General features: G+C 70.6%; 12 protein-coding genes and 1 tRNA gene. 5 read left to right on the top strand and 8 right to left on the bottom strand.

Going from position 1 to position 12,559, the window contains the following annotated elements; translation table 11 throughout:
- Window position 1: 1 nt before the first annotated feature.
- The 3 genes from N553_RS0103620 to N553_RS0103610 form a co-directional block, all read right to left on the bottom strand.
- Entirely contained in the window at window positions 2-427 is a 426-nt protein-coding gene (locus N553_RS0103620) for a hypothetical protein (RefSeq protein WP_028045403.1), read from the bottom strand.
- A 155-nt stretch (window positions 428-582) separates the two neighbouring features.
- Window positions 583-1,665, bottom strand: a complete 1,083-nt coding sequence (locus N553_RS0103615; protein WP_156043680.1) for a right-handed parallel beta-helix repeat-containing protein — start codon at window positions 1,663-1,665, stop codon at window positions 583-585.
- 374 nt (window positions 1,666-2,039) lie between these two features.
- A tRNA-Ser gene (locus tag N553_RS0103610) sits at window positions 2,040-2,124 on the bottom strand.
- Between the two features lie 169 nt (window positions 2,125-2,293).
- On the opposite strand from N553_RS0103610, the gene N553_RS0103605 reads away from it, so the two are divergent.
- On the top strand, window positions 2,294-2,659 hold the full coding sequence (locus N553_RS0103605) for a VOC family protein (RefSeq protein ID WP_028045401.1): 366 nt from the start codon (window positions 2,294-2,296) through the stop codon (window positions 2,657-2,659).
- Between the two features lie 63 nt (window positions 2,660-2,722).
- Here the strand turns inward: N553_RS0103605 and N553_RS0103600 are convergent, their stop codons facing one another.
- The 4 genes from N553_RS0103600 to N553_RS0103585 form a co-directional block, all read right to left on the bottom strand.
- On the bottom strand, window positions 2,723-3,256 hold the full coding sequence (locus N553_RS0103600) for a DUF2510 domain-containing protein (protein WP_028045400.1): 534 nt from the start codon (window positions 3,254-3,256) through the stop codon (window positions 2,723-2,725).
- Window positions 3,257-3,267: 11 nt separating this feature from the next.
- The gene (locus N553_RS0103595) at window positions 3,268-4,458 is read right to left on the bottom strand and encodes a DUF2510 domain-containing protein (protein WP_081844337.1); all 1,191 of its coding nucleotides are present in this window, start codon (window positions 4,456-4,458) and stop codon (window positions 3,268-3,270) included.
- Between the two features lie 78 nt (window positions 4,459-4,536).
- Complete coding sequence (sthA, locus tag N553_RS0103590) at window positions 4,537-5,988, bottom strand: Si-specific NAD(P)(+) transhydrogenase (RefSeq protein ID WP_051639794.1); 1,452 nt, start codon at window positions 5,986-5,988, stop codon at window positions 4,537-4,539.
- 69 nt (window positions 5,989-6,057) lie between these two features.
- Entirely contained in the window at window positions 6,058-6,867 is an 810-nt protein-coding gene (locus N553_RS0103585) for a DeoR/GlpR family DNA-binding transcription regulator (protein WP_028045397.1), read from the bottom strand.
- A 99-nt stretch (window positions 6,868-6,966) separates the two neighbouring features.
- Between N553_RS0103585 and N553_RS0103580 the strand changes: the two genes are divergently transcribed.
- Together N553_RS0103580 and N553_RS0103575 are read left to right on the top strand one after the other, a co-directional pair.
- Entirely contained in the window at window positions 6,967-8,274 is a 1,308-nt protein-coding gene (locus tag N553_RS0103580) for an alpha-glucosidase/alpha-galactosidase (RefSeq protein WP_028045396.1), read from the top strand.
- The gene (locus N553_RS0103575; RefSeq protein ID WP_028045395.1) at window positions 8,271-9,122 is read left to right on the top strand and encodes a class II fructose-bisphosphate aldolase; all 852 of its coding nucleotides are present in this window, start codon (window positions 8,271-8,273) and stop codon (window positions 9,120-9,122) included. Before N553_RS0103580 ends, N553_RS0103575 begins: the two co-directional genes overlap by 4 nt.
- A gap of 2 nt (window positions 9,123-9,124) precedes the next feature.
- Here the strand turns inward: N553_RS0103575 and N553_RS0103570 are convergent, their stop codons facing one another.
- On the bottom strand, window positions 9,125-10,186 hold the full coding sequence (locus N553_RS0103570) for an amidohydrolase family protein (protein WP_028045394.1): 1,062 nt from the start codon (window positions 10,184-10,186) through the stop codon (window positions 9,125-9,127).
- 132 nt (window positions 10,187-10,318) lie between these two features.
- Here N553_RS0103570 and N553_RS0103565 point away from each other — a divergent pair, with 132 nt between their 5' ends.
- Both N553_RS0103565 and N553_RS0103560 read left to right on the top strand, forming a co-directional pair.
- Complete coding sequence (locus N553_RS0103565; protein WP_028045393.1) at window positions 10,319-11,203, top strand: SIS domain-containing protein; 885 nt, start codon at window positions 10,319-10,321, stop codon at window positions 11,201-11,203.
- 31 nt (window positions 11,204-11,234) lie between these two features.
- A complete protein-coding gene (locus N553_RS0103560; RefSeq protein ID WP_028045392.1) occupies window positions 11,235-12,557 on the top strand; it encodes an ABC transporter substrate-binding protein in 1,323 nt (440 codons plus the stop codon).
- Window positions 12,558-12,559 lie beyond the last annotated feature (2 nt).

The raw sequence follows: 12,559 nt of genomic DNA, 5'->3' as shown, positions 1-12,559 counted from the left end.
GTCAGCCGCACTGGTCGCAGATGCCGGTTGCAGGCAACGTCATGAAGCACGTCGGGCAGGTCGCCGGCTCGGCCTCTCGCACCGGGGTGGCGCGCGCGACGGGTGTACGCGTCCGGGTGGCCCGCACGGGCGTGGGGCGGGTCGCGCCCGCGGGCTCCGTCACCTCGAAGCCCCGCTTGCGCAGGATCGAGACGGCACCCTGCATCCCGCCGTGGAACTCGTCGGGCGTCGCGAGCCTGCCTGTGGCGTACCGGTGAGCCACACCCAGGACGGCCTTCGAGTCGTAGCTGCGGCCCTCGTGCACGAGCGTGTAGCCACGCGACGGCGCGAATCCGTACAGGTCGAGGAACTCCTCACCGCCGCGCTCGTCGTACTCGGCGATCGCCTGGAGGACGTTGTGTCTTGTCACGGAAGAGAAGGTGGCCACGGTCAACGAGCGTACGTCGACCTGGAAGGGTCATGCGTCCTCCGCAGCCGATGACGACCCAGACGATGCCCGTACGTAATTCACGGTCGAGCCCCCCGAAGGATCCCGATCGCCGGAGATCCTTCGGAGGGCCCGGTGGTCTCACCGTGGGTGTGTCAGGAGCAGACCACCCCGACACACTGCGGCTGGTTCCCGTTGTGCTTCGCGGTGTTGCCGCCCAGGTCGGTGGCGCCCGGGACGTTGATGCCCCAGCCCGTGTTGTTCCGGGCGTTGTTGCCGCCGACGCTCAGGAGCGCACCTGCGGTCTCCAGGTGGAGGCCATCACCGTTGAGGCGGAACGTGTTGTCCTGCACGGCCACACCGGTCCCCAGCTCCTCGGCGAGGGCGACCGTGGTCTGGTTCGCGCGGAAGGTGTTCGAGCTGATCGTGCCCCCGAACTGGCCGACCTGCACCGCGGTCGAGTTGGACACGAAAGTCGACCCCGTGATGGTCGACACCGCGCCGGTCCCGTTCACCGCCACGTCAGAACCGACGAGCCGGCTGTCCGTGATCACGATGCTGCTGACCACGCCGCCGCCGACCACAGCCTTCGGGTTGTCCACGAACGAGGACCGCTCGATCGTCGCACTCGCCTCGGTGACGATGACGGCCCGGGCGTCGCGCACGAACCGGGAGTCGGTGACGGTTGCCAGCGAACCGGTGTCGCCCCAGTAGCCGACGGTGTTGTCGGAGAAGTTCGTGTGGTCGACGTCGACCCTGATGAGCTCCGCGCTCACCGCGACCCGACTGTGGTTGGTGAACGTCGAGTTCGAGATCGTCATGTCCTTGGCGCCGACGCCTCCGTCGCCTGTCCCGTCGATCCCCGTGCCGTTGTTGCGGAACCGCACGCGGTCCACCAGGAGCGGACCCACCCCCGGGCCCTCGAAGACGACCACCGTGCGGACCGCGGTGTCCCACCCGGTGACGGTGCCGTTCGTGATCGACTCCGTGCCCTGGCCCAGGACGGCTAGGCCCACGCCGCCGGCCGTGCCGCGCAGCGTGTGGCCGTTCAGGTCGAGGTCGACCCCGATACCGAGGATCAAGCCGGGGCCCGCGCAGGTGAGGTCGGCCTGGAGCGCCGTGTCCTCGGTGAGCGTCGAGCCGCACGTGGGCTGGACCGGTGCCGCGGTCGCAGGAGCTGCGACGAGGACGGCTGCGCTCGCGAGCGCAAGACAGGAAATGATGGCCGGGACGCGCACGGAGACCTCCAAAGCGGTTCGGATGAGGGGTCGGCGATGTGCGCCACGACCTGGAGATCCCCCCGGACCTGCCCAGACACGACGCAGCATCTGCTGCCCGAGCCGACGGTGCCGACCCGCTCGAGAGAGCGCGCCGTCACGGCCCCCCGCTCGAGCTCTCATGTCCACTATGCCCGAATTGGGGTCACCCGTAAGGGTGAAAGTCCGCACGGGAGGACGTCATCAGAACGCCGTCTGGGAGGCGCCGCGGCATCTGCTCGGCAAAGCGTTCGACCATCACGGAGCTTTTCCGGACCTCCGCTGCTACGACACGGGCAACGGCCGTGCGGAAGACGAAGGGCCCGCCACCAGCAGGTGACGGGCCCTTCAACCGGCGGAGGATGGGGGATTCGAACCCCCGAGGGCTTTCACCCAACACGCTTTCCAAGCGTGCGCCATAGGCCACTAGGCGAATCCTCCCGGCCGACTGAGGATACCGGAGGTCGGCGAGTGCGCCGAATCGCGCTTGCGGAAGGCCATCGACGGGGTCAGGAGATCTGTCATCGACCGCCGTCCCGGACCTAGCCTTGTCGGGTTCCCGGGCCCGCCAACCCCGGAAGGGCCCGCCAGGAGAGCGAGGAGCGAGGCCATGGCGCACGGCGACATCACGCACATCGACATCCCGGCAGACGACATCGCGAGGGCTACGGCGTTCTACTCGCAGCTGTTCGGATGGGACATCGCGGAGTCGCCCGGCTTCGAGGGGTATCCGATGTGGAGGGCCCCGAACGGCATCAGCGGTGGTGGGATCGGGCCCCGCGAGGGCAACCTGCTGGTGCCTCGCAGCTACGTCGAGGTGGACTCGATCGACGACACGCTCGCGCGGGCACAGGAGCTCGGTGGCCGGACGATCCAGGAGAAGGCAGAGATCTCCCCGACCAGCTGGTGGGCGTCGTTCGAGGACTCGGAGGGCAACCAGATCGGCCTGTACGAGAGCACGACACAACCCGGGTGACCGCACCCGGCGCCAGCGGGACGAGTCCGCTGCGGCGCTCGAGACCGGCTCGTCCGTCTGGGCTCAGACGTCCCAGGTGTACCAGAGCAGGTGCGTGTGCTCGTGGTCGATGTAGAGGTCGATCGTCAACGGCGCGGAGGAGCCGTCGAGCCGCGTGCCGATGCCGGAGCAGCTCATCACGAACGCCTCGGCACCCGGGTCGGGGATCTGGACGTCGTCGCGACCGTCCCGCGCGACCGCCGCGCTGGTGACGGCCTCGAGCGGCTCGAGCTGCTTCTCGGTGAGCGCCAGCGAGACAGCCTCGTCGGCAACGTCGTCGCACGTCGTCGCGGCCAGCGCCGAGAGCCGCGCGCGCTGGTGCTCCTCGCGGTACACGGGGACGGCGGCGGCGACCAGCAGGCCGAGCACCAAGACGCCTGCGGTGATCCCGGCGGCGACCAGGACGCGAGGCCGGCTGCTCGCCGGCTCAGGTGTGCTCGGCGGGGTCTGCCACGTCGGCGTCGGGCCGTGGTGCTCCGTCCAGAACCGGCCGTCGAACCACCGCACCCCGGAGGGGTCCTTCGGGTCGGGGTACCAGCCGGCTTCAGCGTCGTTCATCGGTAGTCCGGTCACTCGTCCCAGACGTAGGAGACGAGCACCTGGCTGCTGGAGTTGACGAAGAGGACGGCCGTGACGGGTCCCGTGGTGCCGTCGGTCGTCGTGCCTGTTCCCACGCAGCTCATGACGAATGCTGGGTCCGTACCTGCGCTAGGCACCCGCACGGCCTTGCGGTTGTCCTCGGACAGGCTCGCCCCGGTCATGGCGACGAGCGGTACCAGGCTCTGAGCCTCCGGAGTCGACGAGAACCGCACGGCGTCGTCGGCAACCTGCCCACACGTCACGGCGTCCAGACCGAGCTCCGCGACCTGCGCCTTCCCGCGCTGGTTCAGGAACACCGGAATCGCGATGGCAGCGAGGATCCCCAGAATGACGAGTCCCGCGACGACGGAGGCCAGCACGATCAGGATGATGACGGCCGGGCTCTTCTTCTTGGCCGGCTGCTCCCACGGCTGTGCCGCGCCGGGCCAACCGGCACCGACCGGTGCCTGCTGCGCGAGCTGCGCCGGTTGCTGCGCGAACTGTGTCGGCGGGATGCCGAAGGCCCCGACGAGCGGGGGTGAGCCCGGGGAGTAGGGCGCAGCCGGATGCGGTTGCGCTGCGTACGGCGGAAGCTCCTGCTGCGCCACTGGGGCGGGCGCGTACTGGGAGCCGTACTGCTGCGGCTCGGGGGCCGTCGCCTGCGCAGGGACGGGCTGCGGCGACGGAGCGGGGCTGAACTGGTGCGGCACTCCGGGCGCGGCCGGCGCGGCGGCGTACGCCTGGCCGTACTGCGGCGCGGCCCCGGGCTGCCCGTACGGCTGCTGCTGAGCTGATGCGTCGTACTGCTGCGCGGCTGCTGCGGGCTGGTGCGCGGCCACCGGCTGCGCGACGGGCTCGGGGACCGGTGCGGCCGCCGGCTCCTCGTAGCCGTAGCCGTAGTCGTCCTCGTCCTCGTCCGGGTCGTCCGGCACGAGCTCGGGGATGACCATCGCGGCCGGCGCCTCAGGGGCGGTGGGCGCCGACTCCGTGCGGGCGCTCTGCGCGGCGACGGCGGCACGCGTCGGGGCGACGGCACCCCCGTCGGCGGTCGGCGGCGGCAGCGGTGCGGAACCGGGTGAGGGCGCGGGCTGGCTGTTCGCCGTCCATGCCTGGCCGTCGAACCATCGCACGCGAGCCTGATCCGCCGGGTCGCGGTACCAGCCCTGAGGAGTCGTAGTCATCGTGAAGTGGACATCGGCACCTGGGCACCGGCTCTGAAGTCGGATGACGTGCTTTCGCGGCGGATCGGGGGTCGGCCGTCACTCGCTGAAGCGGGCCACCTGGCGGATCTTGTTCGTGGCGTCCAGGGCGGCCACCTTGTACGCCTCCGACAAGGTCGGGTAGTTGAGGACCGTGTCGACGAGGTAGTCCACGGTCCCGCCGCACGCCATGATCGCCTGGCCGATGTGCACGAGGTCCGTGGCAAGCGTCCCGAAGATGTGCACGCCCAGCAGCTCGCGGGTCTCGGTGTGCACGAGCAGCTTGAGCATCCCGTACGAGTCGCCGACGATCTGCCCACGCGCGAGCTCTCGGTAGCGCGCGATCCCCACCTCGTACGGGACGGCCGATGTCGTGAGCTCCTCCTCGGTGCGGCCGCAGTAGGAGATCTCGGGGATCGTGTAGATGCCGATCGGCTGTACGGACTGCAGCTCGCGGGCCGGCTCCCCGAACGCGTGGTACGCGGCCAGGCGCCCCTGGTCCATGGAGGTCGCTGCGAGCGCCGGGAACCCGATGACGTCGCCCACGGCAAAGATGTGGGCGACGGCCGTGCGGTACTGCGCGTCGACCGTGATGCGCCCGCGCGAGTCGGCCGTCAGCCCCGCCTTCTCCAGGTCCAGCGCGTCCGTCTGCCCCTGCCTGCCGGCGGAGTACATGACGGCGTCGGCCGCGATCCGTTTGCCCGAGACGAGCCGGGTCACGGTTCCGTGCGTGTTGCTGTCGACGCCGGCCACCTCCTCCCCGAACCGGAACGACACCGACAGGTCCCGCAGGTGGAACTTGAGCGACTCCGCGACCTCGGGGTCGCACATCTCGAGCATCGCGGGTCGCTTGTCCACGACGGTGACGCGTGAGCCCAGCGCCGCGAACATCGAGGCGTACTCGATGCCGATGATGCCGGCGCCGACCACGACGATCGAGGTGGGCACGTTCTCGAGAGCCAGGACCCCGTCCGAGTCGAGGACGCGGCGCTCGTCGAACTGCACGGTGTCCGGCCGGTGCGGCGTGCTGCCGGTCGCGATGACGACGAACCGGCCTGTGATCGTCCTCGGGTGCGCCGAGCCGCCCTCGGTGACCGCGAGGGTGTGCGCGTCCACGAACGAGCCGGTGCCGTTGAGGACGTCGACGTGGTTGCGCAGGAGCTGTGCGCGGATGACCTCGATCTCGCGTCCGATCACGTGGTGCGTGCGGGCGAACAGGTCGTCCATCGTGATGTCGGACTTCACGCGGTAGCTCGCACCGTAGACCTCGCGCTGCGCCATCCCGGTCAGGTACATGACGGCTTCGCGCAGGGTCTTGCTGGGGATGGTGCCGGTGTTGACCGAGACGCCACCCATCATGTGCCGGCGCTCGATGATCGCGACCTTGCGCCCGAGCTTCGCGGCGGCGATCGCGGCCTTCTGGCCGCCGGGTCCTGAGCCGAGGACCACGAGGTCGTAGTCGTAGGGCCCTGCGTCGTCCAGGGGCTCGTCCGGTACGTCTGAGACGGTCATGGCAGCCTGCCCACCTTCCGGTCCGCGCGGGAGTCCAGCGAATCACGCGCGCGTCACCGGCACGACCCCTCAGGCGTCGACGATGAGCACCTCGACACCCGCCGCGACGATGCGCGCGAGCTCATCCGGGTCGGCCGACGCGTCGGTGACGAGGACGTGCACCTGGGACAGGTCCGCCATCTTGGCCAGCGTGACGCGCCCGACCTTCGAGCCGTCGGCGACCACGACCACCCGTTGCGCGTGGCACACCATGGCGTTGTTGGTCCGGGCCTCGGTCTCGTCGTGGGTCGTCGCACCGCCTGCGGCGCTGATGCCGTCGGTCCCCAGGATCGCCGTGCTGACGTTGATGGCGTTGAACGTGTTCTCGGCGATCACGCCGACGGCCTCGAACGAGTTCGAGCGCACGACCCCACCGGTCATGATGACCTTGAGGTTCGGGCGCGACGCGATCTCCATCGCGGTGGTCAGCGCATTCGTCACGATCGCGAGGTCGGGGCGGCTGGCGAGGACCTTGGCGACCTCCGCGGTCGTCGTGCCCCCGCTGATCGCCACGCTGTAAGGGCCGTGCGGGATCAGCTCGGCCGCGCGTCGCGCGATGCGCCGTTTGGCCTCGCGGAACTGCGAGTCGCGCAGCCGGACGGGCACCTCGGCGCGCGTGGTGCTCGCGAACGCGCGGGCGCCGCCGTGCGTCCGCACCAGCAGGCTCTGCTCCTCGAGGTCGGCGAGGTCGCGGCGGATCGTCGCCGGCGAGACGCCCAGCGAGCCTGTGAGGTCGGCGAGAGTGACCGGTTCGCCTCCGTCGAGCATCGCGAGGACGGCGAGCATGCGGTCGGACCGTTTCCGCGACGTCGCGCGGGGTACGTCCAGGGGGTCGGGCATCCGGGTCGTCCTCCGAGTTCGCTCAGCCGGAATGATCACTTTGAGTGGTCGGCGCATGAATTCTTGCACGGATCGCTCATCGCCGACGATCATCCAGTCATGGCCAAGATCGCGTTCGTGGGCGCCGGGAGCGTCGTCTTCACCCGCCAGCTCGTCGCCGACCTGCTGCGCTACGGAGACCTCGAGCTCGAGCTCGCGCTCCACGACATCTCGCAGGACCGTCTCGCCGTCGCCGAGGGCACCGCGCGCCGGTTGGTCGAGCAGCTCGGCCACCCGGCGACGATCACGGCGACGCTCGACCGGCGCTCGGCCCTCGACGGCGCAGCGTTCGTCATCAACATGATCCAGGTCGGCGGCATCGACGCGACCATCACGGACCTGTCGATCCCGGCCAGGTACGGGTTGCGGCAGACGATCGGCGACACCACGGGCGTCGGCGGCGTGTTCCGCGCGCTGCGCACGTTCCCGGTGCTGACGGCGATCCTCGACGACATGCGCGCGGTGTGCCCGGACGCGCCGCTGCTCAACTACACCAACCCGATGGCCATGAACGTCTGGTGGGCCTCGGTGGTCGCCCCGGACATCCGGACGTTCGGGCTGTGCCACTCGGTGTACTGGACCGCGCACGACCTTGCCGCGCTGGTGGGCCTGGACGTGGAGCAGACCAGGTACCGCGCGGCCGGCGTGAACCACCAGGCGTGGCTGCGCGAGTGGACGCTCGACGGACAGGACCTCTACCCCCGCCTCCGCGCGCGCATCGCCGCCGAACCCGAGCTCGAGCGCCGTGTGCGCGTCGAGATCTTCCGGCGCATCGGGTTCTACCCGACCGAGACGAGCGAGCACTCCTCGGAGTACCTGTCCTGGTTCCTGCGCTCGGACGAGCAGGTCGAGCGGTTCCGCATCGAGCCCTTGCAGTACATCGGGATCAGCCGCGAGAACGTCGCGGAGTTCGAGCAGGCCAAGAAGCTGCTCGACGCGGGGGAGCCGCTGCCGCTGGACGGCGGTGCCTCGGAGTACGCACCGCAGGTCATCCACTCGGTGCTGACCGGTACGCCGCGCGAGATCCACGTGAACGTCCCGAACCACGGCCTGATCGACAACCTCCCGCACGGCGCGGCCGTCGAGGTCCCGGCCCTGGTCGACGCGTCCGGTGTGACGCCGATCCCCATGGGCGCCCTGCCTGTGCAGTGCGCCGCCCTCAACCGTACGTACCTGTCCGTCGCCGAGCTCACGGTCGAGGCCGCGCGCACCGGCGACTCGCGCCTGGTGCGCCAGGCGGTGCTCGTCGACGGCAACGCGAGCTCGACGCTCACACCCGCCCAGATCTGGGAGCTGTGCGACGAGCTGGTGGCCGCCCACGGTGACCTGCTGCCGGAGCCGCTCCGCGCCCGAGTGGTGGGGTTGTGACCTCCGCACGCACGCGGGACCTGGTCGACGACGCCGTCCGCAGGGGCACTGCCGTCCTGTGCTTCAACGTCATCACGCTCGAGCACGCGGAGGGCATCGTCGCAGGTCTCGAACGTGCCGGGTCGGCCGGCCTGCTGCAGGTCAGCGAGAACGCCGTCCGGTACCGCGAGGGCCGCGCGGGACCGCTGCTCGCCGCGTGCCACGAGCTCGCGGAGGCGGCGGCGGTCCCCGTCGGGCTGCACCTCGACCACCTCCAGGACGCCGGACTGCTGTCCGACGGAGTCGCGTCCGCAGCCCAGTACGGCGTCACGTCGCTCATGGTCGACGCCGCTCACCTGGGCTACGAGGACAACATCGCGACGACGGCAGCGGTGGCTCGTTCGGCGCACGCGGCTCTGCTGTGGGTGGAGGCCGAGCTCGGTGAGGTGGGCGGCAAGGACGGGGCGCACGCGCCCGGGGTCCGCACCGATCCCGCGCAGGCCGTCGAGTTCGTCGCGGCGACCGGGGTCGACGGGCTGGCGGTCGCCGTGGGCTCGTCGCACGCGATGACCAGCGCGACGGCCCGGCTGGACCTCGACCTCATCCGGCGGCTCGCCGCGGTCGTACCCGTCCCGCTCGTGCTGCACGGCTCCTCGGGCGTACCGCCGGCGGTGCTCCAGGACGCCGTCCGGGCCGGCATCCGCAAGATCAACGTGGGCACCGCGCTCAACGCCGCACTGACCGCGCAGGTCAGGCTCACGCTCGCCGCCGACGCCCGGCTGACCGACCCGCGACGCTACCTCGCGCCCGCGCGCGAGGCCGTCGCAGACGTCGTCGCCGCGAGCTGCGCGACGGTCGCCGCGGCCTGACGTCAGAGGCCGAGCAGGCGCTTGGCGTTGCCGGCGTAGACGGCCTCGAGCGTGGCCGCCGACAGGTGGAGGCCCGAGACCGTCCAGCGGCCCTGAGGAGGCACGGCCTCGCCCGGTGCGTACTCGAACGCCTCGTCGGCGGTCTCGAGGAAGCGGAAGTGCGTGGTCAGCGCGTCGTCGTCCAGGGGAAAGGCGTCGGTGCCGAACAGCACGCGATCCGGGAACTGCTCGACCAGCCGGCGGGTCCGTCGCGGTTGCCGACCCAGCTCGGCCATGCGCCCGGCGATGTCGATGTGCCAGTTCGGTGCCGCCCGCAGGAGGCGTTCCACGCGGTCCAGGTCCTCCGCGACGCAGCCCGCGTGCGCGCCGATGTAGGTGGTGCCAGGAGTGGCGAGCACCAGCGTCTCGAGGGCGGTCAGGAGGCGGTCGAACGTCGGGTGCACGTCCGGGTCGCCGAACCACCAGTCGGGGTTGGCCTGCAGCTCGTCGATCCGCTCGTTGTGCGCGTCGACCGGGTCGAAGAAGGCGATCGGGTCGGCCACGTGGATGAGCACCGGCAGGCCGAGCGTGCCGGCGAGCGCGAGCGTGCGCACGACGCGCTCGTCGTCGGGGAGCACGAGCTCGCCCGAGGCGTCCCGGACGGTCAGCCCGACGGTCTTCCAGACCTTCACGCCGCGTGCACCCCGACGGGCGCAGTCCCGCAGCTGCTCAGCGACCAGCGCCTCACCGTCAGGCTGGGCGAGCAGTGACCACTCGAGCTGGCAGAACGTGACGAACCGGTCGGGGTGGGCGCGGTCGTACCGGTCGAGGTTGGCCTCGAGCTCGTCGCCGTGCATCCCGTCGAGGTTGACCACCGTCGCGACGTTGCGCCGGTCCATGAGCTCGAGCAGCTCGTGCACGTCGGGTGCCGTCCAGCCCGGGGGCGTGAGCCAGCGACCGAGGTGGTTGTGGACGTCGACGCAGGGGACAGCACTGCGGCCGACGTCGGTGCGGTGTGCGGCGAGCCTGCTGCGGGGGTGCCAGTCCGCCAGGGAAAGGTGGGCGGCAGCCGTCCAGTCGGTCATGTTGTCATCCTTTCGGCGCTCAGTCAGAGTGAGCGTTTGCCGCAGTTTCATTGCGGACCGATCACTCCGGTACGCAGTATTGCGCACACGGCGCCGCGGTCAAGTGCGGCGCCGGAGACGAGAGGCACCACGGTGACCAGCAGCATCACAGCGCGAGAGATCGCCAGCCAGCCATCCGTGTGGGCGCACGCCCTCCGGGACGCGTCGACCGCCGGAGAGATCTTCGGCCGGCCCGGCGAGAGCGTCCTGGTCCTCGGCTGCGGCACCAGCGCGTTCGTCGCGGAGTCGGTCGCCGTCCTGCGTGAGCAGGCCGGCCTCGGTCTCACGGACGCCGCGTACGCGTCGGAGTGGCGCCCCGGCCGACGGTACGACCGCGTGCTCGTGATCAGCCGGTCGGGCACCACCAGCGAGGTCCTCGCGTCGCTCGAGCTCGTCGAGCCGGGCACCCGCACGGCCGCGATCGTGGGTGTCTCGGACAGCCCCGTGGCGCAGCGCGTCGACGAGTTCCTGCTGCTCGACTACGCGGACGAGGACTCGGTGGTCCAGACGCGGTTCCCCACGACCGTCCTGGTGATCGCCAGGACGACCTTCGGAGAGGACCTGCCGGGGCTGGTCGCGGACGGGTCGCGGGTTGTCGACGCCCCGTTGCCCGTGCCCGTCGACGGCATCGACCACGTGGTGTACCTCGGCACCGGCTGGACGCACGGGCTCGCCCAGGAGGCGGCGCTCAAGGTCCGCGAGGCCGCGCAGGCGTGGTCGGAGTCCTACCCGGTTCTCGACTACCGTCACGGACCGATCGCAGTCGCCCACCCGGGAACGCTCGTGACGATCTTCGGCACCGCAGACCCGTCACTCGTCGCCGACATCGAGGCGACAGGCGCACGGGTGCTGACCAGCGACGACGACCCCCTCGTCCAGCTGGTGCAGGCCCAGCGGTTCGCCGTCGAGCTCGCGGAGAGCCGAGGGCTCAGCCCGGACACTCCTCGCCACCTGACCCGTTCCGTCGTCCTGTCCTGACCGCCGCGCCCACCGAACAGAGGAGATCGAGTTGTCCCCCCAGCGCTCGCCCCGTATGCGACTCGCCGCCCTCGCCGCGGCCACCGCCGCCATCTCCCTGACCGTGGCAGCGTGCTCCGGTGGTAGTCCACAGGGGGCGGCGACGTTCGACCCGGAGGCACAGACGACGATCACCTGGTGGACCGGCCAGGCGGACCAGGCCGAGACGATCCTCGAGGGCCTGGCCGCGGACTTCGAGAAGCTGCACCCGAACGTGAAGGTGGACATCTCCTCGGGTGCGCCCTCCACCGACGAGCTCCTGCAGAAGCTGTCGGCGGGCTTCGCAGGAGGTACCTACCCCGACGTCTCCTACGCGTACGGCTCCTGGGCCAGCGAGCTGCAGGGCTCGAAGCGGACCCTCGACATCACCGACCAGGTCGCCGAGCCCGACGTGAAGTGGGACGAGTTCCCCGCGGCGGCTCGCCAGACCGCCCAGCCCGGCGGCGGCTCGACGATCGGGTTCCCGGCCGTCGTCGACAACCTCACGCTCATCTACAACACGACCGTCTTCGACGCGGCCGGTGTGGACTACCCGACCGCCGACTGGACGTGGGACGACTTCCGGGAGGCGGCGAAGAAGCTGACCGACCCGAGCACGAACACCTACGGCTACGGCTACTCGGTGTCCGGGTCGGAGGAGACGACGTGGCAGTTCTGGCCGCACCTGTGGCAGAACGGTGGCGAGATCCTGTCCGAGGACCAGAAGACGGCGACCTTCGACTCGGACGCCGGCGTCAAGGGGCTGACGCTCCTGCGTGACATGGCGGTCGACGACAAGTCGATCTACCTGGACCAGACCGACACCAAGGCCGCCCAGCTGTTCGCCAGCGACCGGATCGGGATGATCACCTCGGGCCCGTGGACGCTCTACGACCTGCAGACCGCCAAGACGTCGTACGGCGTCGTGCCCCTGCCCGGCACGGACGGCAACCACGAGAGCGTCTCCGGCCCGGACCTGTGGGTGCTGTTCGACCACAAGGACGCGAACCGCGAGCACTGGTCGTACGAGCTGACCAAGTGGCTGACGTCGGCCGAGCAGGACATCAGGTGGAACGTCGCGTACGGCAACCTGCCGCTGCGCACGTCGGAGGTTCAGTCGCCGGAGTTCCTCGCGCAGGTCGAGGCTCTGCCCGGTCTCGACGTCATGGCAGCGAACATGGTCAACTCCAAGCACGCTCGGCCGACCGTCAAGGGCTACGTCCAGCTCTCGGAGGCGGTCGGGTCGGCGATCTCCGAGGTCCTGCAGGGGCAGGGCGAACCGGCCGACGCGCTGACGCAGGCGGCGGCGACCGCGACCGACGCGCTCGGAGGGTGATG

Source organism: Cellulomonas sp. URHE0023 (assembly GCF_000688475.1).
Lineage (GTDB): Bacteria > Actinomycetota > Actinomycetes > Actinomycetales > Cellulomonadaceae > Cellulomonas.
Note: the sequence above shows the minus strand (reverse complement) of the source record. Positions and strands in the feature narration are given on the sequence as shown.